Source organism: Devosia sp. T2-14 (assembly GCF_055397495.1).
Genome location: NZ_AP027921.1, coordinates 3352794 through 3377206, shown reverse-complemented (window position 1 = coordinate 3377206; position 24413 = coordinate 3352794). Strand labels below are relative to the sequence as shown.

General features: G+C 62.1%; 21 protein-coding genes. 15 read left to right on the top strand and 6 right to left on the bottom strand.

From position 1 onward, the window contains the following. Nucleotides 1–30: 30 nt before the first annotated feature. From ACZ5WT_RS16570 to ACZ5WT_RS16510, 13 genes are all read left to right on the top strand, one after another. A complete protein-coding gene (locus ACZ5WT_RS16570) occupies nucleotides 31–540 on the top strand; it encodes a hypothetical protein (RefSeq protein ID WP_464284871.1) in 510 nt (169 codons plus the stop codon). Between the two features lie 334 nt (nucleotides 541–874). Beyond that, entirely contained in the window at nucleotides 875–1645 is a 771-nt protein-coding gene (gene rpsB, locus ACZ5WT_RS16565; protein WP_464284870.1) for a 30S ribosomal protein S2, read from the top strand. Between the two features lie 68 nt (nucleotides 1646–1713). After that, nucleotides 1714–2640, top strand: a complete 927-nt coding sequence (tsf, locus tag ACZ5WT_RS16560; protein ID WP_464284869.1) for a translation elongation factor Ts — start codon at nucleotides 1714–1716, stop codon at nucleotides 2638–2640. 204 nt (nucleotides 2641–2844) lie between these two features. Then, on the top strand, nucleotides 2845–3558 hold the full coding sequence (pyrH, locus tag ACZ5WT_RS16555; protein ID WP_464284868.1) for a UMP kinase: 714 nt from the start codon (nucleotides 2845–2847) through the stop codon (nucleotides 3556–3558). Nucleotides 3559–3581: 23 nt separating this feature from the next. Continuing rightward, nucleotides 3582–4139: a ribosome recycling factor gene (gene frr, locus ACZ5WT_RS16550; RefSeq protein WP_464284867.1), complete on the top strand. Its 558-nt coding sequence runs from the start codon at nucleotides 3582–3584 to the stop codon at nucleotides 4137–4139. A 59-nt stretch (nucleotides 4140–4198) separates the two neighbouring features. Beyond that, complete coding sequence (locus ACZ5WT_RS16545; protein ID WP_464287231.1) at nucleotides 4199–4930, top strand: isoprenyl transferase; 732 nt, start codon at nucleotides 4199–4201, stop codon at nucleotides 4928–4930. A gap of 47 nt (nucleotides 4931–4977) precedes the next feature. Next, nucleotides 4978–5787: a phosphatidate cytidylyltransferase gene (locus ACZ5WT_RS16540; RefSeq protein WP_464284866.1), complete on the top strand. Its 810-nt coding sequence runs from the start codon at nucleotides 4978–4980 to the stop codon at nucleotides 5785–5787. Nucleotides 5788–5832: 45 nt separating this feature from the next. After that, nucleotides 5833–6969: an RIP metalloprotease RseP gene (gene rseP, locus ACZ5WT_RS16535; protein ID WP_464284865.1), complete on the top strand. Its 1137-nt coding sequence runs from the start codon at nucleotides 5833–5835 to the stop codon at nucleotides 6967–6969. A gap of 184 nt (nucleotides 6970–7153) precedes the next feature. Beyond that, on the top strand, nucleotides 7154–9277 hold the full coding sequence (gene bamA / locus ACZ5WT_RS16530; protein ID WP_464284864.1) for an outer membrane protein assembly factor BamA: 2124 nt from the start codon (nucleotides 7154–7156) through the stop codon (nucleotides 9275–9277). A gap of 75 nt (nucleotides 9278–9352) precedes the next feature. Further along, entirely contained in the window at nucleotides 9353–10381 is a 1029-nt protein-coding gene (gene lpxD, locus ACZ5WT_RS16525) for a UDP-3-O-(3-hydroxymyristoyl)glucosamine N-acyltransferase (protein WP_464284863.1), read from the top strand. Beyond that, entirely contained in the window at nucleotides 10378–10857 is a 480-nt protein-coding gene (fabZ, locus tag ACZ5WT_RS16520; RefSeq protein ID WP_464284862.1) for a 3-hydroxyacyl-ACP dehydratase FabZ, read from the top strand. The genes lpxD and fabZ overlap by 4 nt, the downstream gene beginning before the upstream one ends. Then, complete coding sequence (gene lpxA, locus ACZ5WT_RS16515) at nucleotides 10854–11663, top strand: acyl-ACP--UDP-N-acetylglucosamine O-acyltransferase (RefSeq protein ID WP_464284861.1); 810 nt, start codon at nucleotides 10854–10856, stop codon at nucleotides 11661–11663. The genes fabZ and lpxA overlap by 4 nt, the downstream gene beginning before the upstream one ends. Continuing rightward, nucleotides 11664–12848: a lipid-A-disaccharide synthase gene (locus ACZ5WT_RS16510; RefSeq protein WP_464284860.1), complete on the top strand. Its 1185-nt coding sequence runs from the start codon at nucleotides 11664–11666 to the stop codon at nucleotides 12846–12848. Here ACZ5WT_RS16510 and gltA read toward each other — a convergent pair. Further along, a complete protein-coding gene (gltA, locus tag ACZ5WT_RS16505; RefSeq protein WP_464284859.1) occupies nucleotides 12824–14113 on the bottom strand; it encodes a citrate synthase in 1290 nt (429 codons plus the stop codon). The two genes, ACZ5WT_RS16510 and gltA, sit on opposite strands and share 25 nt — an antisense overlap. 148 nt (nucleotides 14114–14261) lie before the next feature. Next, entirely contained in the window at nucleotides 14262–15680 is a 1419-nt protein-coding gene (gene gltX / locus ACZ5WT_RS16500; protein WP_464284858.1) for a glutamate--tRNA ligase, read from the bottom strand. Nucleotides 15681–15913: 233 nt separating this feature from the next. Between gltX and ACZ5WT_RS16495 the strand changes: the two genes are divergently transcribed. Then, nucleotides 15914–17890, top strand: a complete 1977-nt coding sequence (locus ACZ5WT_RS16495; RefSeq protein WP_464284857.1) for a ComEC/Rec2 family competence protein — start codon at nucleotides 15914–15916, stop codon at nucleotides 17888–17890. On the opposite strand, the gene ACZ5WT_RS16490 is transcribed toward ACZ5WT_RS16495, so the two are convergent. Genes ACZ5WT_RS16490 through ACZ5WT_RS16475 form a run of 4 tightly spaced genes read right to left on the bottom strand, consistent with a single transcriptional unit; the run spans nucleotide 17859 to nucleotide 22254 of the window. Then, entirely contained in the window at nucleotides 17859–19820 is a 1962-nt protein-coding gene (locus ACZ5WT_RS16490) for a beta-galactosidase (RefSeq protein WP_464284856.1), read from the bottom strand. The genes ACZ5WT_RS16495 and ACZ5WT_RS16490 overlap by 32 nt on opposite strands. A gap of 11 nt (nucleotides 19821–19831) precedes the next feature. Further along, nucleotides 19832–20710 carry an SMP-30/gluconolactonase/LRE family protein gene (locus tag ACZ5WT_RS16485; protein WP_464284855.1) on the bottom strand — a complete coding sequence of 293 codons (879 nt, stop codon included), beginning with the start codon at nucleotides 20708–20710 and terminating at the stop codon, nucleotides 19832–19834. Continuing rightward, on the bottom strand, nucleotides 20707–21318 hold the full coding sequence (locus ACZ5WT_RS16480) for a 2-dehydro-3-deoxy-6-phosphogalactonate aldolase (RefSeq protein WP_464284854.1): 612 nt from the start codon (nucleotides 21316–21318) through the stop codon (nucleotides 20707–20709). The genes ACZ5WT_RS16485 and ACZ5WT_RS16480 overlap by 4 nt, the downstream gene beginning before the upstream one ends. Nucleotides 21319–21333: 15 nt before the next feature. Further along, complete coding sequence (locus ACZ5WT_RS16475) at nucleotides 21334–22254, bottom strand: 2-dehydro-3-deoxygalactonokinase (RefSeq protein ID WP_464284853.1); 921 nt, start codon at nucleotides 22252–22254, stop codon at nucleotides 21334–21336. Nucleotides 22255–22552: 298 nt separating this feature from the next. On the opposite strand from ACZ5WT_RS16475, the gene ACZ5WT_RS16470 reads away from it, so the two are divergent. Beyond that, complete coding sequence (locus ACZ5WT_RS16470) at nucleotides 22553–24358, top strand: IlvD/Edd family dehydratase (RefSeq protein ID WP_464284852.1); 1806 nt, start codon at nucleotides 22553–22555, stop codon at nucleotides 24356–24358. Nucleotides 24359–24413 lie beyond the last annotated feature (55 nt).

The window sequence follows — 24413 nt, the reverse complement described above, 5'->3', positions numbered from 1 at the left end:
CGCTGTCCATGTGGACAGGGAGGGTCGAAATTGTCCGAACAGCAAATCCAGTGGAAGCGTATTGGCGGCAGCTTCGCCGTGATGGCGGGCTGCGCATTTATTCTCTTCGTTCTCGCCGCAATACTGAATTTTCTGGCCTCGGCGGTGGGGCTTTCGTCATCAGCGCGGATGACCGAGATCATCACCTCGCTGAGCAGTTCCTCGGTGCTGCAGGCCATCATGGCGATCTGGTTGTTCACCGCTGCCCTGGCCATTCTGGCGCCGAGACTGCTGGGTGTGCTGTCGATCGCAACGGCGCTGCTGTTTGATGTCGGCTATGGCGTGTTGGGTGCGCTGACCGGGTTTGGCTTGGCCATCGGCATTTTTGGCGGCAACTGGTACGTGCTGATGTGGGCTGTCATCTACAGCGTCGTCGTCGCTGCCGGGTATTTCGTCGCGAAGCGCTGGCTGCTGAGTGATGTGCAGTCGATGGGGCAAGCCCGTTGGATCGTCGCGGCAGTACTCATTGTAGCGGCGCCGATACTGCTGCTCTGGCTGTAGGGCAGGGTCTGGCTAACCCCGGTTGCCACGACTTCGTCCTTTGATAGGGTCAGGATGAGGTCTACTGGGCCCAGTCGGTGCGGCAGTGGTCTGGGGTCGCGGATCTTGTCCACGGGTGACAGTGTCGGATAGGGGCGACTTTGCCCCTGTTTCCTGGTCTGGCGGGCCTTGCGTTTGGGCGCGCCTTGCCCTATATCGCCCGTGCGCTTGACTGCGAGTCAGCGCGATTTCACACACGAAGCAGGCGGATCGAGCAATCGAAAGCCATCCGGTGGCGGGAGACCGTCGCAATGCTTTGTGGAGGCATCAACCGGTAAACTAAGGAGCAGCCATCATGGCACTGCCCGATTTCTCTATGCGTCAACTGCTCGAAGCAGGCGTCCACTTCGGCCACCAGAAGCACCGCTGGAACCCAAAGATGGAGCGCCACATTTTCGGCGTTCGCAACGACATCCACATTCTCGACCTGAGCCAGACCGTTCCGGCCCTGAGCCGCGCCCTGCAGCTGATCAGCGACACCGTTGCTGAAGGTGGCCGCGTGCTGTTCGTCGGCACCAAGCGCCAGGCCGCTCCACTGGTTGCCGAGGCTGCCAAGCAGTCGGCTCAGTACTACGTGAACTCCCGCTGGCTCGGCGGCACGCTGACCAACTGGCAGACCATCTCGAACTCGATCTCGCGCCTGCGTGAACTCGAGTCGATGAGCGAAGACGACCTCGCCCTGCGCACCAAGAAAGAGCGCCTGATGATGTCCCGTGAGCAGGAGCGTCTTGAGCGCGACCTCGGCGGCATCAAGGACATGGGCAACCTGCCGTCGCTGCTGTTCGTCATCGACACCAACAAGGAAGCGAACGCGATCAAGGAAGCCCGTCGTCTGGGTATTCCGGTCATCGCTATCGTCGACACCAACTGCGATCCGGACACCGTCGACTACGCCATCCCCGGCAACGACGACGCCAGCCGCGCTCTCGAGCTGTATTGCTCGCTGGTTTCCAAGGCTGCCATCGACGGCATCGGCCGTTCGTCGTCCGCACTCGGTGCTGACCTGGGCGCGTCTGAGCGCGCTCCGGCTGAAGACCTGCCGACCGACGAAGCAACCGCCAACTAAGCGCAAGCTAGTTCGTTCTGATTTGAAATCATGCGGCCCCTTGAATGGGGCCGCCAAGAGGTGAACCCATGGAAATCACTGCTGCAATGGTCAAGCAGCTCCGCGACTCGACTGGCGTCGGGATGATGGACTGCAAGAAGGCACTGGCCGAAACCAATGGCGACATGGAAGCTGCGGTCGACTGGCTGCGCACCCGTGGCCTCGCCAAGGCTGCCAAGAAGGCCGATCGCGTTGCTGCTGAAGGTCTCGTCGGTGTTGCAACCGCCGGTACCAAGGCATCGGTTGTTGAAGTGAACTCGGAAACCGACTTCGTTGCTCGCAACGAACAGTTCCAGGGCATTGTTGGCAACATTGCCAAGCTGGCACTCGACGCCGAAGGCGACGTGGTCAAGCTCGGCGAAATGCCGTTCCCTGGTTCTGGCCACTCGGTTTCTGCAGAGCTGACCGAAGCTATCGCCAAGATCGGCGAAAACATGAACCTGCGCCGCACCGAGACCATTTCGGTCACCGACGGCGTGGTGGAAAGCTACGTGCATAACGCCGTCAAGTCCGGCCTGGGCAAGATGGGCATCCTGGTGGCTCTCGAGTCGACCGGTGACAAGGCTGCGCTGTCGGCTCTCGGCAAGCAGCTCGCCATGCACATTGCAGCGACCAACCCACTGTCGATCGATCCGGAAGACCTGGATCAGGCCGTGGTTGCCCGCGAGCGCGCCATCATCCTCGAGCAGGTGAAGGAATCGGGTAAGCCCGCCGACATCGCCGAGAAGATGGTCGATGGCCGCATGCGCAAGTACTTCGAAGAAGTCACGCTGCTCGCGCAGACTTTCGTGATCGACGGCGAGACCAAGGTCCGTGATGCGATCAAGAATGCCGAGAAGGATGTTGGCGCTCCGATCAAGCTGACCCGCTTCGTGCGTTATGCACTGGGCGAGGGCATCGAGAAGGCCGAGACCGACTTCGCCGCTGAAGTCGCCGCTACTGCCGGCGTGAAGTAAGCGCTAAACGTGATTGCGGATGGGCCCATGGGCCCGTCCGCCGCTCTCCCTGCGGTCTTCTTTTTGCCGGGATCGAGCGCAAAACCCATCCATAACGTCGTTTCCATTGGCGCCACGCCTTCTTTTGAGGGCGGATTTGCCATAGGGTCTGCCGGGTGTCGCCGGATTCGCGACCCCGCAATTTATTCAAAGAGGGGTTTGCCGATGGCGCCTGCCTATTCACGCATTCTCCTCAAGGTTTCGGGTGAGGCGCTGGCGGGGGATAATTCCTTCGGCATCGAGCCTCCCTTCCTGCAGGCCGTTGCCAAGCAGATCGCCGACGTGGCCATGAGCGGTGTGGAGATTGCCATCGTCGTGGGCGGCGGTAATATTTTCCGCGGCATGACCGGCGCGGTTGATGGCACTGACCGCGTGACCGCCGATATGATGGGCATGCTGGGCACCATGATCAACGCCCTCGCTCTCAGCAACGCAATTTCGCGCCAGGGCGTCAAGAGCAAGCCATACAGCGCCGTTTCCATGCCATCGGTTGCCGACACGTTCACCGCTCGCGACGCCAAGCTGGCGCTTGAGGACGGCTATGTCGTGGTTTGCGGCGGCGGCATCGGCAATCCGTTTTTCACCACCGACACGGCATCGACGCTGCGCGCTATCGAGCTCGAATGCGACGTCGTGCTCAAGGGCACAAAGGTCGATGGCGTCTACTCGGCAGATCCGATGCAGCATCCCGATGCCACCCGTTATGACGTCGTCAGTTATGACGAAGTCATCGGCAAGAACCTGCGTGTAATGGATACGGCAGCATTTGCCCTTGCCCGCGACAACAGCATGCCGATAATCGTATATGCGCTTGACGATGCGGAAGGCCTTGCCGGCGTCTTGGCGGGAACCGCCCGCTCCACCCGCGTCGGCAATTAGTTATAGCCTAGAAGGACAAGACAATGGCTGGTTACAACCTCGCAGATCTCAAGACCCGGATGCAGAAGTCCATCGCCTCGCTGCGCGATGAACTTGCTGGTCTTCGGACCGGTCGCGCAAGTGCCAGCTTGCTTGAGCCAGTGACCGTCGACGCCTATGGTTCGCGCATGCCGCTGAGCCAGCTGGCAACGGTGACCGTGCCGGAGCCGCGCATGCTGAGCGTGCAGGTTTGGGATCGTCAGATGGCCAACGCCGTCGAAAAGGCAATTCGTGACAGCGGCCTGGGTCTCAACCCGATGGGGGAGGGGCAGGTGATCCGTGTTCCGCTGCCCGAGCTCAATGAAGAGCGTCGCCGTGATCTGACCAAGGTTGCCCACAATTATGCCGAAGCGGCCCGCGTGGCTGTTCGTCATATTCGTCGTGACGGCATGGATCTGCTCAAGAAGGCTGAAAAAGACAGCGAGATGAGCCAGGACGATGCACGCGTGCAGTCTGACCTGGTGCAGAAGGCCACCGACGCAGCCGTGGCCGAGATCGATCAGGTCGTCGCTGCCAAAGAAGCGGAAATCATGCAGGTCTAAGCCTGCTGCGCTGCGCCAGGAGGGCGTAGATGTCCATGGATTCAGTCACATCCGTCGGTATTGCGCAGCGTCCGCGCCTGCGCATTCCGACGCATCTCGGCGTGATCATGGACGGGAATGGCCGCTGGGCGAAAGCCCGCGGCAAACTCCGCACCGAAGGTCACATCGAGGGCGTGAAATCGCTTCGCGGTCTGGTCGAGCACTGCATTACCTATGGTGTGGGCTATCTGACCGTGTTCAGCTTCTCGTCTGAGAACTGGACGCGGCCGAAGGAAGAGATTTCCTTTATCTTCAATCTGCTGCGCCGGTTTGTTGCGTCGGACCTTCAAAGGCTGATCCGCAATAACGTCCAGGTGCGGATCATCGGGAACCGGGAAGGGTTGGAGCCCAGCCTGGTTCGCCTGATTGAAGACGCCGAGGCCAAGACGGCGGAGAATACTGGGCTGGTTCTGGTCGTTGCGTTCAATTATGGCGCAAAGGCCGAGATCGCCGAGGCGACCCGCCGGATTGCCCGCGAGGTTGCGGCCGGCCGGCTTTCGCCCGATGATATTACCGAGGAAACCATTGCCGGGGCGCTCTATACGGCGGGTATCCCTGATCCAGATTTGATCATCCGCACCAGCGGTGAACAACGCATTTCTAATTTTCTGCTCTGGCAAGCGGCTTATGCCGAGTTCGTCTTTGTCGACGAATATTGGCCTGACTTTGATGAAAACTCATTCATCAAGGTGCTCGAGACCTATTCGCTGCGCGACAGGCGTTTTGGCGGAATCGAGGCAGCGCAATCTTGAACAATCCGGGCGTCCCCCCGTCTGAACCTGCCCCAAATCGTCGCCGCATGTGGTCCGATCTCGGCCCCCGTCTCGCATCGGCCGTGGTGCTGATCGCCCTGACTGCGACGGCGCTCTATATTGGCGGCGTTGTATTCAGCGCGGTTGTCGGCGCGGTTTTTGCCGGCGCCTATCGTGAGTGGGAAACCATGGTCACGCGGGCGCCGCTGACCCCCGGCGGCATGACGCTGATCGGGCTCGTGGCGCTGTCTGGTCTGGTTTATCCGGTGTTCGGCCCCTTCGGCACGATCGCGGTGATTGCCGTGGCCTGCGTGCTGGCTGTGGGTATTCGCGGCGAGGCTGCTCCCTGGCGGGTCATCGGGCTGGTTATCTATGGCTCGATCATCATCGCCGCCCTGGCAATGCGCGGCGATACGATCGAGGGCGTCTGGGCCGGGGTTTATCTCGGTACCGTTGTCTGGATGACTGACTCTGCTGCCTTCTTCACCGGCCGCCAGATCGGCGGCGAGAAGCTCGCTCCAGCGATTTCGCCGTCCAAGACCTGGTCGGGCGCGCTTGGGGGGTTGGCGCTGGGCACGGGGGCAGGGCTGCTGGTCTGGGTCATCGTGACGGATTCGCCGTGGTGGATCGGCCTGATCCTGTCGGCAACGATCAGCATTCTGGGCCAGCTTGGCGATCTCAGCGAAAGCGCGATCAAGCGCCATTTCCGTATCAAGGATAGCGGCGACATCATTCCCGGGCATGGTGGGTTGATGGATCGGCTCGACAGCCTCACATTTGGCGTGTTGCTGGTGCTGCTGGTCGGTGCGCTCCACGCGGGCTACGGCTCGGTGGCCGAGGGCCTGCTCTACTGGTAGCGCCGCAGGCGCATTCGGTTTGCGCTGGCCCAAGCAAGGAAGACCATGTTCGACTTCATCTATTGGCTATTGTCCTATGTCGTGCCGTTCCTGGCGGTCATCACGGTCATCGTGTTCGTGCATGAGATGGGGCACTACCTGGTAGCCCGGTGGAATGGCGTGGCCATCCAGACCTTCTCGGTCGGGTTCGGCAGGGAACTTATTGGCTGGGACGACAAGAACGGTACGCGCTGGCGCATCTCGGCAATTCCGCTCGGCGGCTATGTGCGTTTCGTGGGGGATATGAATGCCGCCAGTGTTCCTGATCAGGAAGCGCTGGCGAGTGTCGATCCGGAGCTGGCGCCCAAGCTGTTCGCCAACAAGAATGTCTGGCAGCGCATTGCTGTCGTGGTGGCCGGGCCGGTCGCCAATGTGATCCTGACCTTTCTTATCCTCTACGCGCTGCTGCTGGGTTATGGCCGCTACACCATCCCGCCGGTTGTCGGTGAGGTGATTGCCGGTTCGGTTGCGGAGGCTGCCGGCCTTGAGCCCGGCGACGTGATCGTGTCGGTGGATGGCTATGCTGTTCGTGGATTCGAGGACTTCCAGCGTCTCGTTGCCACCAGCCCGGCGCGTCCGGTTACCATCGATCTCGAGCGCGGCACTGCCAGCAAAACCATCGTGCTGGTGCCTGAGGTTGTCGAAGTCGATGACCGCTTCGGCAATACGCAGAAGATTGGCAGAATCGGCGTCAGCCGCAGTGTCGAGCAGACTGATGTGACGCTCTATCGGCCTGGTCCGGTCGAGGCGATCGGGATGACGGTTGAGGAAATCCGCTTCATCATCCAGCGCACTGCGGCTTTTCTCGGCGACTTTTTCGTCGGGCGAGGGGACGTTGAGCAGCTCGGCGGGCCGGTGAAAGTCGCCAAGGTTTCCGGGGAAGTCGCCACTTTGGGGATCGTGGCGCTGATCAATCTGATGGCGCTGTTGTCGCTGAATATCGGGATATTCAACCTTTTGCCGGTGCCCATGCTCGACGGCGGGCATCTTCTGTATTATCTGGTTGAGGCCGTCAGGGGGCGACCGCTCAGCATGAAGGTGCAGGAAATAGGGTTCCGGTTCGGATTCGCCCTGGTTCTCGCGCTCATGGTGTTCACGCTCTTTAACGACACCCTGTTCGCATACTTGAGAAGTCTCGGCTAACCCTTGGTTAACCTTGGTTCGCAAGGTGTTGCAGGAATACAAGCGCACCAATCATTTGCTAACCGCGTCGAGGCTTCCGCCTTGTCCTTGGTTAAAAAGACGGTAAAACGGTGCAATGGAGTTAGCTTGGGGGAGCGCTGTGCATGGCGATTCTCCGGGCCTGGTCGCAGAAGGCAATAACAATATGATCCAATCCACCAAGCTGATGCGCAGCGCTTTCCTAGCGCTTGCCATACTGGGTGCAGCGCCGATCGCCGTACCCAGCATTCCGCTTCTTGGCGTTGCGACTGCTCAGGCCCAGGAGCAACTGGTCGGCTCCGTCCTGTTCGAGGGCAATCGCCGCTTCTCCGATGCCCAGCTGCTCGCCATGGTCGATGTGTCGGCTTCCGGCATCTACAGCCAGCGTCGCGTAGCTGCGGATATCGAGAGCATCCGTCAGGCTTATGATCGCGACGGGTTCCTTTCGGTTGCAGTGACCGCCCGCACCGAGCCGACCGCTGATGGTCGTGTTCGCGTCATTTTCAATGTCAATGAAGGCAATCGCGCGGGCATCGCTGCGATCAACTTCACGGGCAACAATTCCATCGGTGCTGGTAACCTGAAGGGCACGCTGCTCACCAAGGAAACCGGTATCCTGAGCTGGCTGTTCAAGGATGACGGTTATGACGAGCGCAAGCTCGCCGTCGATCGTGAGCGCCTGCGTCTGTACTACGCCAATCGTGGTTATCCCGATGCGCAGGTGACTTCGGTCGGCGAATATGACGCCACCAAGAATGCATACTTCATCAACTTCACGATCAATGAAGGCCAGAAGTACAAGTTCTCGGACGTCGGTATCGAAACCAGCATCAACGGTCTTAACACCGATGCGCTGCGCGGCACGGTGCAGACTGGCAAGGGCGGTAACTACTCGGTCTCCGATCTGCAGAAGACCATCGAGGACATGGCCTACGAAGCTGCTTCGCAGGGCTACTCCTTCGCTGATGTCCGTGCTCGCCTCGATCGCGATGTTGCCAATGGCACGTTCAAGGTCACCTATCTGGTGGACGAGGGTGCACGCGTCTATGTCGAGCGCATCAACATCACCGGCAACACCAAGACCCGTGACTTCGTGATCCGTCGTGAGCTGGAGTTCGCTGAAGGCGACCCCTTCAACCGTGCGTTGATGGTTCGTGGCCGTGAAAAGATCCAGGCTCTGGGCTTCTTCTCGGGCATCGACGTCACCACCGGTCCTGGCTCGTCTGCAGACAAGGTTGTCATCAACATTGCTGTGACCGAATCCTCGACGGGTGAATACGGCGCGACCGCCGGCTACTCGACCCAGGATGGTATCCTTGGTGAAGTGTCGCTGACGGAACGCAACTTCCTTGGTCGGGGCCAGTACCTCCGCGCTGCCATCGGTGCATCGCAGGCCGGCCGTACCTTCGACTTCTCGTTCACTGAGCCTCGCTTCATGGGTCTCAATGTTTCGACCGGCGTCGACGTGTACCACCGCATCAGCGAAGAAACCGCTGCGAGCTTCTACGGTTCGGAATCCACTGGTGGCCAGCTCCGTGCAGGCATCCCGCTGACCCGCGACCTGTCGGCGACTGTGTTTGCCGGCATGGAACGCAAGGTCATCAAGGATACTGACGCGCCGCTCTCGACCATCGTTGCCAACGGTAATGAGTTCTACAAGGGCTTCGTCGGCTACAGCCTGACCTACAACACGCTCGACAATGCCAAGAAGCCGACTGAAGGCCTGATCGCAACGTTCAGCCAGCAGTACATCGGTTGGGACCATAGCCTGATCAAGAGCGAAGGCCGTGCGCGCTACTTCGTGCCAGTGATCGACGACAGTGGCATTGTTGCCAGCGTTCGTGGCACGGCTGGTATCGTGAACGACATGAGCGGCAACGGCGTCCACTCCGTGGAGTCCTTCACTCCTGGCACGCAGCTGATCCGTGGCTTCGAAGGCCGTGGCCTTGGCCCGCGCCTCACCACCGGCGAATATCTCGGTGCCGTGGCCTATGCCGGTGTGTCTGCTGAACTGCAGTTCCCGATCCCGGGCATTCCGGAAAGCTACGGCCTGTCGGGTGCTGTGTGGGCAGATGCTGCTTGGGTTGATGGCGTGAACACGCCGCGCCTGGCTGCTGGCAACGTGGTTGACCCGAACAGCGTCGACGTTCCGTGGCGTACGTCGATCGGTGCCTCCCTGATCTGGGAAAGCCCGTTTGGTCCGCTGCGTGGCGACTTCGCCCACGTGCTGAACAAGTCGACCTCGGATCGTACCCAGGTCTTCCAGCTGACCATGTCGACCTTGTTCTAGCCAATCCGGCGTGAGACAGTTCATTGAGCCGCGGGGCGGTAGCGCCGCGGCTCAATTCTTTTTAAGTGGCACCTTATGGTCGATACCCGTTTTCATCGCTTCGCTGGTCCCTTCTCGGTCGGAGCTATTCTGACTGCCCTTGGCCGCAGCGACATGCTGGCGGGCCTGCCAAATCCTGACCTTTCAATCGAAGGGGCGACCGAGCTCTCCCTCGCCGATGGTAGTGAGTTGGCCCTGGCCGCCCACACCAACTATTCCGAGCAGCTGAGCAAAACGGCTGCGGGTGCGGTGATTGTTCTGCCTTCGCTGGTCGATCTTGTCCCCGAAGGGTGCATGGCCATCGTTAGCGATCGTCCGCACCATCTGTTTGCTGAAATTCTTGATCACCTCTATCCGTCCAGCACCCGCGCGATTATCGCCGCCGGTCGCGGCGATCTGGGTGATCCGCTGATCGAGCAAGACGTGCTGATCGGACCAAATGTCGTTATCGGGGCAGGGGTCGAGATTGGCCGCGGCACGGTCATCGGCGCCAATACGGTCATTGGGGCAGGGGTCACCATTGGGCGTAACAGCACCATTGCCGCCAACTGCACCATCGATTGCGCGCATATCGGCAATGACGTCGTCATTCACTCCGGTGTGCGTATTGGCACCGAAGGGTTTGGCTGGCTCGACTTCGGTCGGTCCAATCGCAAGGTTCCCCAACTCGGCCGTGTGTTGATCCAGGATCGCGTCGAGGTCGGTGCCAATAGCACGATCGATCGCGGCGCGTTGGGCGACACCATGATCGGCGACGGAACCAAGATCGATAACCTCGTGCAGATCGGCCATAACTGCAAGATTGGCCGAAATTGCCTGATTGCAGCAATGAGTGGCCTCTCCGGCTCGACTATTGTCGAGGACGGGGTTCTGCTGGGTGGTGGTGTCGGCACGTCCGGTCACCTGACCATCGGGGCGGGTTCGGTGGTGCATGGCCGCGCGGCTGTGACCAAGGACTGGCCCGCGGGCAGTAAACTTGCCGGTGCGCCGGCGCAGGATATAAGAGATTTCTGGCGAGAACTCGCCACGATGCGGAAACTTTCCAAGGGGGAAAAGCGGGCATGACCGATAGCGTAACAGCGAGCACCGAGCTCACGGCAATGAACATTGCCGAGATTCTGAAAAGCCTGCCGCACCGCTATCCGTTCTTGATGATCGACAAGATCATCAAGATTGACGGCGACCAGACGGCTGTTGGCATCAAGAATGTCACCTTCAACGAGCCGATCTTTCAGGGGCACTTCCCGGAGAACCCGATTTTCCCGGGCGTTCTGATCATTGAGGCCATGGCTCAAACCGCCGGCGCCATCGTGATCAAGCACGACTCCGCCGGCAATGATCGCAAGAATGTCGTGCTCATGCTGGGCGTCGACAAGGCGAAGTTCCGCAAGCCTGCCGGCCCGGGCGACACCATCGAGTTCCACATCGCCAAGATCCAGCGTCGTCGCAATGTCGGCCGCTACGAAGCCAAGGCTATCGTTGACGGCGCCATCATTGCCGAAGCTGAAATCACTGCGATGATCATCGAGGCTACTTCGTGAGCCACGCCACCATCCACCCCACGGCAATCGTCGGCTCAGGCGCCCGCCTGGGCAAGGGCGTCAAGATTGGGCCGTACTGCATTGTCGGCGACAATGTCGTGCTCCATGACGATGTCGAGCTGGTCTCGCATGTGTCCATCGACGGCAATACCGAGGTGGGTGCTGGCACGCAGATTTTTCCGTTCGCTTCCGTCGGGCACCGCCCGCAGGATCTGAAGTATCACGGTGAGCAATCGCGCCTGGAGATCGGTGAGCGCTGCGTTATTCGCGAGTCGGTCACCATCAATCCGGGTACGGAAGGTGGCGGCATGCTGACCAAGATCGGCAATGATTGCCTGATCATGGCCAGTGCCCACGTGGCGCATGATGCTATCATCGGCAACAATGTCATCATGGCCAACTATGTCGGCGTGGCCGGGCACGTTCATGTCGGCGACAACGTGATCTTCGGCGGCACTTGCGTGATCCACCAGTTCACCCGGATTGGCGCGCATGCCTTTATCGGTGCCCAGTCCATGGTTGATGGCGACGTCATTCCCTATGGCATGGCCGTCGGCAATCGTGCGGCTCTGACCGGTCTCAACCTGGTTGGCCTTAAGCGCCGCAAGTTCGATCGAGAAGCTATTCACCGCCTTCGCGCAGCCTACCGCATGATCTTCGCCAGCGAAGGCACACTGCGCGAGCGCGTCGAGGATGCGGCCGAGCTGTTCAAGGGCGATCAGTTGGTGCAGGACGTCGTTGCCTTCATCGCTGCCGCTTCGGATCGTCCGATCCTGCTGCCGCGCAACGGCCACGACGCCGAATAAATGAGCGCGCCAACGGGGGGAGCCGAACCCGAGGGCATGGCCGAACGCCTCAAGCTGTTCATCCTGGCGGGCGAACCGTCAGGTGATCGTATTGCCGCCGATCTGGTGGCCCGGCTCAAGCAGCGTGTGCCGCTCGCCTTTATCGGGGTGGGCGGCCATGAGCTCGAAGCGCAGGGGTTGCGCTCGATATTCCCAATGCACGACCTTGCCGTCATGGGCATCAGCGATGTGCTGATGCGCCTGCCGCTGCTGCTGTGGCGCATCGAGCAGACGGCCAGGGTAATTCGCAAGGCCAATCCCGATATCGTCGTGCTCGTCGACGCGCAGGATTTTTCCAAGTTGCTGGCGAAGCGCCTCAAGCAGTTGGGATTCCGGGGGCGCACCATTCTCTATGTGGCGCCCTCCGTGTGGGCCCGGGCGCCGCAGCGGGCGGCCAAGCTCAAGCCACTGTTTGATGAAGTGCTGGCGGTCTTGCCGTTTGAGCCCGCGGTGATGCAGCGCCTCGGCGGCCCGCCGACCAGCTATGTCGGCCACCCCGCTTTGGGTGAGCGGCTGACGCGCAATGCCGTGGAGCGTGGGCCTTTGATCCTGCTGCCGGGCAGTCGCGATGGTGAGTTGCGCCGCCACCTGCCGCTTTTCCGGCAGATTGCCGAGGGGCTCGTCGATCATCCATCGGTCGATGGGATCGTGATCCCGACCTTGCCTGCGCTCGCTGAACGTTTGACGCGCGAAGTGTCGTCATGGCGAGTGCCGGTGCGCGTGGTTTCCGATCGGGCAGCGCGGGCCGAACTCTATCAGCAATCCGTCCTGGCGCTGGCTGTATCGGGGACCGTGACGCTCGAGTTGGCTCTGGCGCAGGTGCCGATGGTGGTGAGCTATGTGCTCGACAGTCACCAAAGCCGCGCCTATGCCAAGCTTGGCAGTCCTGCCGTGTCGCTGCCTAACATCATCCTGGATCGAGCCGCAATTCCGGAACTCGTGCAGTCGTCACCGGATGCGGCGGCGCTTGGGGCGGCAGTTATTGCCCTGCTGGACAACAAAAAAGCCCGCCAGGACCAGATTGGTGCCTTTGGCGAGCTTTCGGAACTGATGCAGAATGGGGAGGTCGACTTCCCCCGGCAGGACCCGGCAGACCGGGTCCTTGCGCATTGGGCTAGAGATCAGCGGCTGCTGAGCGGTTCGTAGTCGCGAGCGACCGAGCCGTTGTAGAGCTGGCGCGGACGGCCGATCTTCTTCTGCGGATCGGCAATCATTTCCTTCCACTGCGAGATCCAGCCGACGGTGCGCGCAACGGCGAACAGCACGGTGAACATCGAGCGCGGGAAGCCGATCGCATCGAGGATGACGCCCGAGTAGAAGTCCACGTTCGGGTAGAGCTTGCGCTCAACGAAGTATGGGTCTTCCAGCGCGATCTTTTCGAGTTCGCGGGCAACCTGCAGGGTTGGGTTGTTTTCTACGCCGAGAATGTCGAGCACTTCGCGAGCAGTTTCCTGCATCACCTTGGCGCGCGGATCGTAATTCTTGTAGACGCGGTGACCAAAGCCCATCAGGCGGAACGGGTCGGACTTGTCCTTGGCGCGGGCGATGAACTCGGGAATGCGGTCAACGGTGCCGATTTCCTTGAGCATGTTGAGCGCGGCTTCGTTGGCACCGCCATGAGCTGGACCCCAGAGGCAGGCAACGCCGGCGGCGATGCAGGCGAACGGGTTCGCGTCGGACGAACCGGACAGGCGCACGGTCGAGGTCGAGGCGTTCTGCTCGTGGTCGGCATGCAGCGTGAAGATCAAGTCCATGGCGCGGGCGATGCGCGGGTCGACCTTGTACTGTTCGGCGGGCACCGAGAAGCACATGTGCAGGAAGTTCGACGCGTAATCGAGATCGTTGCGCGGATAGACGAAGGGCTGGCCGACCGAATACTTGTAGGCCATAGCTGCTATCGTCGGCATCTTGGCGATCATGCGGATCGAGGCGATCTCGCGCTGCTCGGGATCGTTGATGTCGGTTGAGTCGTGGTAGAAGGCGGCCATAGCGCCAACGACGCCGGTCATGACGGCCATCGGGTGGGCGTCGCGGCGGAAGCCACGGTAGAAATAGTGCATCTGCTCATGCACCATGGTGTGGCGGGTTACCACTTCCTCGAATTCAGCCATCTTGGCCTTGTTGGGAAGCTCGCCGTAGAGCAGCAGGTAGCAGACTTCGAGATAGTTGCTCTTGGCTGCCAGCTGCTCGATGGGGTAGCCGCGATAGAGCAGTTCGCCCTTGTCGCCGTCGATATAGGTGATCGCGCTGTCGCACGCTGCAGTCGAGGTGAAGCCCGGGTCGTAAGTGAACATACCGGTCTTGGCATACAGAGATCGGATGTCGATTACATCCGGCCCCACGGTTCCAGAAAGCACAGGAAATTCGTGGGTCTGGTCCCCGATGACGAGTTTGGCGACTTGCTCGGTCATTTAGCTCTCCTCGAAGGCTCGCTTTTCAGACCACCAACCGGTCTGAAAAGGGCCGTAAACTGGGCAGTTTTAGCTGCGTGCGAACGGTATCAGGTTTTGCCTTTGCGCCGCAATAAAAGGGTAAGCAAGGCTTACCCTCCTATTAGCACTAGACAGCGTCGATTTGGTCCTCTAGTCGCGCCATGCTTTCGTCCCGGCCGATCAGCACCATCACTTCGAAGATGCCCGGAGACACGGTGCGTCCGGTCAATGCGGCCCGCAGGGGCTGGGCCAGCTTGCCCAACTTGAGTCCCTTGGCTTCGGCCAGGGCGCGCATGGCAGCGTCGATGGCCGGTACCGACCAGTCATTGAGGCCGCGCAGGGCCTCGGCCATATCCTTCAGCACAGCCCGCGTATCTGTGGTCAGCAAGGCGCTGGCCGCGGCATCGATGGCTAGTGGGCGCGTTGCATAGATGAACTGGGCTAGGTCGATCAGCTCCAGCACCGTCTTGGCGCGCGGCTGCAATTCGGGCAGGGCGCTGAGCACTGTTGCCTTGTTGGCGATCAGGCCGTCCACGTCGACCTGGCGGCCGACTTCGGCAGCGGTCGCAACCATCACGTCGTAGAGGTAAGCCGGATCGGATTCGCGGATGTAGTGGCCGTTGATGTTCTCGAGCTTGACGAAGTCGAAGCGCGCCGCGCCCTTGTTGAGGGCATCGAGGCTGAACCACTCAACCATCTGTTCCGTCGAGAAAATCTCATCGTCGCCATGGCTCCAGCCGAGGCGGGCGAGGTAGTTGCGCAGGGCCGCGGGCAGATAGCCCATCTGACGATAGGCCTCGACGCCAAGGGCGCCGTGGCGCTTGGAGAGCTTGGCGCCATCGGGGCCGTGGATCAGCGGGATGTGGGCCATCTCCGGCACGGTCCAGCCCATCGCATTGTAGATGATGATCTGACGCGCAGCATTTGTCAGGTGGTCGTCGCCACGGATGATGTGGGTGACGCCCATGTCGTGGTCGTCGACTACAACGGCGTGCATATAGGTCGGGGTGCCGTCCGAACGCAGGATGATGAAGTCGTCGAGGTTCTCGGTCTTGAACACGACTTTGCCCTGCACATGGTCGTCGACCACGATCTCGCCGGTCAGCGGGGCCTTGATGCGCACCACGGGCGCGACGTCGGCTGGCGCCTCGCTGGGGTCGCGGTCCCGCCAGTAGCCGTTGTAGCGCGGGGGCTTGCCGGCGGCGCGGGCATCTTCGCGCATCTGGTCGAGTTCGGCGGGCGAGCAATAGCAATAATAGGCGTGGCCCATTTTCACTAGCTCGTGCGCGACTTCGGCATGGCGGTCGGCGCGGCCGAACTGGCTGATCGGCTCGCCTTCCCAATTGAGTCCGAGCCATTTGAGGCCATCGATCAGTGCGACGACAGCAGCTTCGGTGGAGCGTTCGCGATCGGTGTCTTCGATACGCAGCAGCATCTTGCCGCCCTGGTTCTGGGCGAACGCCCAGCTGAACAGAGCCGTGCGGGCGCCACCGATATGCAGGTAGCCGGTGGGAGATGGGGCGAAACGAGTAACGACCTGGGACATGTGACCGGAATGCTTGGAGAGTGTGTGGGCCGTGTGTAGCATAGAGGGGCACGAGCGCAAGGGCAGGGGCAATGTGGGGCGCGGGGGCCGAAACACGCGAGCGTGAAGCATGGCTGGTGCTCGTGCCAAGGCGCAGCGGTCTGCCGACGCGTCAGGCGCCACGAGAGCGCCTTCTGCGCCCAGTTTGGGGCGATTTCGGGATAGAAAAAGCCTGCCGCGAGCGGCGGCTGTTTGTGCAGCTGCCCTTTGCCATGATTGCCGGTCTCATCAGCTATGCAACCTTGCCGGGCGAGCCTTCTATCTGGGCGCTTGGCGTCGTGGCGGCCCTGCTGGCGCTGTGCGTCGTACGCATGTGGCGCTCGCCGGCCTTGCCGCTGCTGAGCCTCTTGGTCGCCGGGTGGGTGGGGTTCTGCCTGCTGCCGCTGCACGGCTCCTGGTTTGGCACGACCATGCTGAGCCGCCCGGCCTATGGGCAGTATGAAGCGCACGTGGACGAAATACTCTCCGCGACGGCCGAGGGGCAGCGGGTTGTTGTGTCGGGGCTTGTTCCAGTGGCGGGCGATCGCCCGGTGCATATCGTGCGCGCAAGGCTTGTCGTGCCGCCCGAGCCGCCATTGGGGCCGGGTGACGTGATCCGGGCAAAGGTGCGGCTGGCGCCGGTGCCCGGGCCGGTGCTGCCCGGGGCGTTTGACGGGCAGTTCCACGCCTATTTCGCTGGGATCGGCGCCTATGGCGCAGTGACCAGTGATTTCGCCCGGGTGGCGCTGGGGGATGAGCTTGACGCCACGCGCATGATTGAAGGGCTGCGCATGGGCATCGGTGCTCGCATCGATGCTGTGCTGGATGGGCCCTCGGCGGCCATCGGCCGGGCCATGGTGGTGGGCGATCAGAGCGCCATCGATGATGAGACCCGCGAGGTGATGGCTGCGTCGGGGCTGGCGCATATCTACTCCATCTCGGGGTTGCACCTCTCGATCGTCGCGGGCGGAACGTTCTTCCTGCTGCGCTGGTTGCTCGCTGCGATTCCGGCCACCGCCAGCCGCTGGCCGGTGAAGAAGATCGCTGCCGTTGGGGGCATAGTCGCTGCGGCCGGATATCTGCTGCTGGCGGGCGGCATCAACAACGTTCCGGCGCTGCGCTCGACGCTGATGCTGGGGCTGATCTTTGGCGCCGTTCTGGCCGGCCGCCGTGCCCTCACCATGCGCAACGTGGCCATCGCCGCCATCGCGATTATCCTGATCGATCCCGCCAGCGTGTTCCGCGCCAGCTTCCAGCTGTCGTTTGCGGCCGTGGTGGCGCTGATCGGGGTTTATGAAATGCCGCGCCTTGGCGCCCCGGAGGATCGCAACTGGGGACAGCGGGTGTGGGGAACCGTCTGGGCGACAGCGTCGACCAGTTTCATCGCCGGGACGGCGACGCTCCTGTTCTCGGCCTATCACTTTCAGCAGACGGCACCGCTTGGCGTGATCGGCAATGTGCTGGTGCTTCCGGTCGTCAGCCTCATCATCATGCCTTTTGCCGTGCTGTCCGTGCTGGCCATGCCTTTCGGGATCGAGGGGCCGGCCGTTGGGATAATGGGTTGGGGAATTGACCTGATGGTTGGTGGCGCTGACCTAGTGGCAGGCTGGAGCGAGGGCTTGACCGGCAACCCATTGCTGACCGGTTGGGCGCTGGTCATTGGCCTGGCGGCGCTGGCGTGGTTTGCCTTTCTCAATTCCTGGTGGCGCATGCTCGGCCCGGCCGTCGCTGTGCCGTTGATCCTTCTGGCCGGGCTCGACCAGCGTCCTGATCTGTTGATCGCCGATTCAACTCAGGCCGTGGCGATGCGGACGGCTACCGGTATGGGATTGGTTACGGGTCGCCCGGGGAGCTTTGCCGTAGATGTGTGGAGCCAGCATTATCAGGAGCCGATCGCGGGCATGGCCGAGGGCGTTCGCTGCGACAGCCTCGGTTGCATTGCCTCGACCGACGATTATTCGGTGGCCGTCGTGCGCAGCCGCGCCGCGTTTGCGGAGGATTGCGGGCAGCATGATTTGCTCATCGCCCGTATGCGTGTTCCGGCGACGTGTCTTGGCGGGATGGTGATCGATACCGGCGCGTTGTCTGCCGGTGGGGTTCACTGGTTGAGATGGAATAGCGGGGCGGAACGCTTTGACGTGCGCACCGCTATTCCGAACCTCACGCGCCCTTGGCGAGTTTCGCCACAGTGACCCCGGCGGGGGGCATGTCGGCTCCGCCGAGCACGTAGCCGGCTTCATCCTTGGCCAGAGTGATGGTAGCCGGGCCTGCGCCGTAGTTCACATAGATGCGGAAGCCACCGCGGGTGCGGCACCGAACGCCAGTGGGCAGGCTCAGCGTGGGCAGATTGGCCGCGGCGATCAGATAGTCCGCCACCCGTTGCACCAGCGCCTTGCTGCCGCTTGCGCCCAGATAGGCAAGCTTGCCCTGCGACACGAGCACGGGCCAGCCCTCGTCATCTTCGATGACCACATCGGCCTTGGTCTCGATGCGCTCACGCCAGTGTCGCACAGTGCCACCGCCGCCGCGCACTTCGACCTCGATTGATGGGTCGATGCTATCGACGCGCATCACTTTCACGTCGAGCAGATTGGCCGGCAGATCGGGCGCCAGGCTGGTGGGGATCGAGAAGTTCCGCGTCTTCGAGCCAGATCTCGGCCCGATCAGCAATTGGCCCTCGAACTCGGTCATGGCAGTGCGCAGGTCATCGTTCCAGGCAAACAGGGCCGGGATGGCCACGATGCCGTAGCCGGCAAAGCTCTTCGTGCTTGGTGGCAGGATGTCGATGTCGATGCCGTGCTTGCGGAAGGCCGCGTAGAGCCCGCGAACGTGCGCCCCGTGACTGAAGCCCTTGGCCTGCGGCTGGACCTCCCAGGCCCATTCGCTCTGATAGTCATAGACAATGGCGACCCGGCCCTTGCCCGCCGCGCCTGTTATGCCGGTGCTGGCGAGTTCCTCGGCCACCTGCATGGCCTCGTGATAGGCGGGCGCTGGTTCGCTATCGGGACGAAGCAGGCCGGCGTGCATCTGCTCCTGCGCAAACGGCGCCTGCCGCCAGCGGAAATAGGAGACCACTTCGGCGCCGTGGGCAAATGCCTCCCAGGCCCAGAGGCGGGCCATGCCGGGCAGTGGATCTGGATTGAAACTGCCCCAGTTCACCGGCCCCGGCTGCTGCTCCATTACCCACCAGCGGCCATGGCCGACGGCGCGATAGAGATCGTGGTGAAACGCCTGGGAATCTGGTTCGCCCTGGCGCAAGTAGAGGCGCTTGACCTCGGCAGGCTCATCGCCGACGGCGAGGTGCCCAAGCGGATAGGCATCCCAGCTAGCCACATCAAGCGTCTTGGCCACGTCGTAGTGGTCGAACTCGGAATAGCGCGCCATGAAATTGTGGATCACCGGCAAGTCAGGGCGCTTGGCCTTGAGGATGTCGTACTGAACCTTGTTAAACGCGGCGACTTGGTCGGAAGCGTAGCGCCGGAAGTCGAGGTCGTGCGCCGGTGCGGCCTCGCAGACCAGCAGGTTGGGCAGTTCGACCTGGTCGAAGCGATTGTATTCCATGGACCAGAAGACGTTGCCCCAGGCCGTGTTGAGCGCGTCAACGGTGCCGTATTTGTCGGCCAGCCATTGCCGGAAGCCCGCTTCGGCTGCCGGGGAGTAGGAATAGGTCGTGCCGTGGCAACCATATTCGTTGTCCGTCTGCCAGGCGCCCAGCGCCGGGTGGTCACCGACGGCATCAGCCAGCAGCCGCGTGATGCGGGCGGATTCCTCGCGATAGGGCAAATAGGAGAAGTCGTAGTGCCGGCGCGAGCCGAACCCCTTGCGCCGACCGGCTGCGTCCACCGCCAGCATCTCGGGATGCTTGTCGACCATCCAGCGCGGCGGCGTGGCTGTGGGTGTACCGAACACCACTTTCAGGCCATGGCGGCCAAGCACATCCATCGCCCGGATGATCCAGTCGAAGGTGAGGTTGCCGGGCGTCGGCTCAAGCCGCGACCAGGCAAACTCCCCGATGCGCACCCACTTGATGCCAACCTCCGCCATGCGGGCGGCGTCGCGATCCCAAAGGTCTTCGGACCAGTGTTCCGGATAGTAACAAACGCCCAGCGCTGGGGAGGTCATGGCTCAAGCTCTCAAAGTGTGATGGTTGCCTCGGGCAGGCCGGCAACGTCGACGTCGATGGCAAACACGCCACCTGCCACCTTTTCGGCCGCCAGTTGATCTGAACTCAGGCCCTTGCTGGCGGTGGTGATGAACAGCGTCTTAAGCTCCGGGCCGCCAAAGGCCGGGCAGGTCACCTGGCTCACAGGGACTTCGATGATCCGGTCGATCGAGCCATCGGGCGCGTGGCGCACCACGCAGGAGCCGCCCCAGCGGGCGTTCCACAGGTAGCCTTCGCTATCCACCACGGCGCCGTCCGGGTAGCCGCGGTGGCCGGTGACGTCGGCAAACAGGGTCCAGTCGTCGGTCGGCAGGCCCGTTTCCGGATCGGTCGGGCACTGCATGATCTTCATGGTCGGCGTGTCGGTCCAATAGGCGATGCGGCCATCGGGAGAGAAGCAGGTGGCATTGGGAATGCGCGCCGCCGACTTCAGCGTCGTCAATTGGCCCGCCCGATAGTGATAGAGTGCGCCGACGGGGCCTTCAGCTTCGCCCTTGGCCATCGTGCCAATCCAGAACGCGCCCGACGGATGGACCCGGCCATCATTACTGCGCGTTTCGGCCTTGTCGGATTCGATGTCCTCAAGCGGGGCGATGCCGCCGGTGGAAATCTGGAAACCCTTCAGTCCGAACTCGGTGGCCAGCACCAGCGTGTCCTCATCGAGGATAGCGGCGGCGGTGACAATCTCGTTGAACATCCACTGGTTGGTGATCTCGCCTGCGGCGGTGGCCGAGGTCAGGATCTGTTCGTTGATGTCAAAGAAGAACAGCTCCTGCCGTCCCGGGTGCCAGATCGGGCCTTCGCCGAGCGCGCACTGGCTGTCGATGAGCAGCTTGGCTGTATCCGTCATTTGGCGAGACCCGCGTCATAGGCCGCGACGGCCGCAGCAGCTCGCTCGGCCACCTGCTCGACAGTCATGCCGGGCTTGTAGATGTAAGTTCCCAGCCCAAAGCCCGCGCAACCGGCGGCAAAGTACTCGCCGAAGTTGTCGGGATTGGCGCCGCCTACGGCATAAACCGGCACGGCAGGCGGCAACACGGCCTTCATCGCCTTGATGCCCTTGGGGCCCAGCACCTCGGCCGGGAAGAACTTCAGCCCGCTCGCTCCCGCCCTTATGGCGCGGAAGGCGTCGGTAGGCGTGAATACGCCGGGATAGGACTGCAGGCCGAGGCGCACGGTCTCTGCGATCACCTCGTCATTGGCGTCGGGCGAGACGATGAAGCTGCCGCCGGCCTTGGCGACGGCGTTGACGTCTTCGGTGCTGAGCACGGTGCCGGCGCCGATAGCGGCCTTGCTGCTCAGTGCCTTGGATGCCTGCGCAATGCTGGTCAGGGCATTGGGGGAGTTGAGCGGCACTTCGATCATGGTGATCCCGGCGGCGATCAGTGCTTCACAGACCCCGACGGTTTCAGCAGGCGTGATGCCGCGCAGAATGGCGATGATGTGGCGATGGTTCATGAACATGAACTCCGATTAGGCGGCAAAACTGCGCGCAGCCTTGAGGCCAGCAACGACGATTTCGGTGGCGTTCTGGGGTTCGCCCTTGGCGCCGATCATCTCCAGCACCTGCGCATAGAGTGCGCAAAGCGCTGACGAACCAATCAGGGGCACGGGTTGATCGCCGATCAGGTGGCGATTGCTGCCAATCTCGGTGCCGATCAGCAAGCCTGAGAGGTAGCCGGCGCACCAATCAGGCTTGCGGGCCGAAAGGAGCGAGGAGGCGCGCACCTGGAACAGGGTGCCGAGCAGTCGCTCAGGATGCTCCAGCCCCGCCGCGGCGCCGGTGGCAAAACCCTTTTCGCGGCCCGGACCATCGAGGTCGCCATCGAGGGAGTGGCGCAACACGGAATGGGCGCGCAGCACCTCGAACATTTCTCCAGTCATGGCGGTGGAGAAGCTCTCGATGCGCGTGCCGCTCAGTTGCGCCCATTTGGAGTGGGTTCCCGGCATGCAGACGACGCCGGAATAACCGGGCCGCAAGGCGGCCAGACCGAGCAACTGGGTTTCCTCGCCCCGCATGACGTTGTCGGCGCCACCCTTCTGGCAAACGCCGGGGAGGATGGAGGCCCTGATGGCCTGGTTCGGCATTTGTGGATGAACGGCGCCATCGAGCAGGCCGCGCAGGTCGGTCGGCGCTTCGAGATAGGGGGCCTCCATCCAGCCCTGGCGGGCACCGGCCATGCCGCAGATCAGCACATCGAGTTCGCCGCTACGCCCGGCAGTGACACCGTCGACGACCTCGGCAAGCGCGGCCGGGAATTCCGCCTGCGCCAGCTTGCCCATGCCCTTTGGCGAAGATTTTTCGAATGTCACCGATCCGTCGGCACCGATGCCCCAGGCCCGGAGGTTCGACGTTCCCCAGTCCACGGCAACCCAGTCAGTATGTTCCGTCACGCGTATTCCTCGCCGCATAGTCCGTTCGCAACGAACCGTACTGACCGCATGTGTTTTCAGCCAGTGCGATTCTTCGTCCCGGGCAGGGCCTCAGGACACCGCGAAAGTGCCTCGCGGTCACCTCGTTTGGTAAGATTTTCAGCGCGTTATGACATATCCGCTGCTCTTAATTTTCGCCATATCTCAATTGTATGATTTTTTACTGGAATCGTGTTCTCTCCGGCCTAAGCCATGGTAGAACGGCATCCAAATGCAATGCGGACGCGTAACGCGGCTGCGACCAATGAGGACAAACGAAATGACTGCAGGAAACGGCGAGGCGCCCAAGAAACTGCGTTCCCGCGCCTGGTTCGATAATCCCGACAATCCAGACATGACGGCGCTCTATCTCGAGCGTTACATGAACTTTGGCGTGTCGCGCGAAGAGCTGCAGTCCAACAAGCCGATCATCGGCATCGCGCAGACGGGCTCCGATCTCAGCCCGTGCAACCGCCACCACATCGTGCTGGCCGAGCGCGTGCGCGAGGGCATTCGCGAGGCGGGTGGCATTGCCATCGAGTTTCCCGTTCACCCGATCCAGGAAACCGGCAAGCGCCCGACTGCGGGGCTCGACCGGAACCTGGCCTATCTCGGCCTGGTGGAAGTGCTTTATGGCTATCCGCTGGATGGCGTGGTGCTGACGATCGGTTGCGACAAGACCACGCCTGCCATGCTGATGGGCGCGGCAACGGTCAATATCCCCGCCATCGCGCTGTCGGTCGGGCCGATGCTCAATGGCTGGCACAAGGGCGAGCGCACCGGGTCCGGCACGATTATCTGGAAGGCCCGTCAGATGATGGCCGCCGGCGAGATCGACTATGCCCAGTTCATCGAGCTGGTGGCGTCGTCTGCGCCCTCGACCGGGTTTTGCAATACCATGGGTACGGCAACGACCATGAACTCGCTGGCCGAAGCGCTGGGCATGCAGCTGCCGGGTTCGGCGGCCATCCCTGCGCCTTACCGCGATCGCCAGGAAATGGCCTATCGCACCGGCAAGCGGATTGTCGACATGGTGCATGAGGACCTCAAGCCGTCCGACATCCTGACCAAGGACAACTTCATCAACGCGATCACGGTCAATTCCGCCATTGGCGGCTCGACCAATGCGCCGATCCATATCAACGCCATCGCGCGTCACATCGGTGTCGACCTCGATATCGATGAATGGCAGGAGCACGGCCACAAGGTGCCGCTGCTGGTCAACCTGCAGCCGGCCGGTGAGTATCTCGGCGAAGACTACTATCATGCCGGCGGCGTGCCCGCGGTGGTCAACGAGCTGATGGGGCAGGGCCTGATCCGCGAGAATGCGCCCACCGTCAACGGCAAGTCGATGGGTGAAAACTGCCGCAACACTGTCATCCAGGATGACCGGGTGATCCGGCACTTCGACAATCCGCTCAAGGCCGAGGCAGGGTTCCTCGTGCTGCGTGGCAATCTGTTCGACAACGCCATCATGAAGACATCGGTGATTTCCAGCGAGTTCCGCGACCGCTACCTCAAGGACCCGGTACATCCGGGCATGTTCGAAGGCAAGGCGGTGGTGTTCGATGGTCCTGAGGACTATCACCACCGGATCGACGACCCTTCGCTGGAGATCGATGAGCACACACTGCTGTTCATGCGCGGCGCCGGGCCAATTGGTTATCCGGGGGCCGCGGAAGTGGTGAACATGCGGCCGCCTGCCTATCTCATCAAGAAGGGCATCAGCTCGCTGGCTTGCATCGGCGATGGCCGGCAGTCGGGCACCTCGGGTTCACCGTCCATTCTCAACGCCTCGCCCGAGGCGGCGGCGGGCGGCAATCTCGCCATCCTCAAGACCGGGGACCGGGTGCGCATCGACCTCAACAAGGGCCAGGCAAATATCCTGATCAGCGATGAAGAGATCGCGCAGCGCCGTGTCGCGCTTGAGGCTGCTGGCGGGTACAAATACCCCAAGCACCAGACGCCATGGCAGGAAATCCAGCGCGGGCTCGTCACCCAGCTCGGCGAGGGCGCGATCCTGCGGCCCGCCGAGAAGTACCAGCGCATCGCCCAGACAGAAGGTCTTCCGCGCGACAACCACTAGTCGCCTGGCAGCTTAGTTCCCGCATAACAGAGGCCCGCTTACGTGCGGGCCTTTT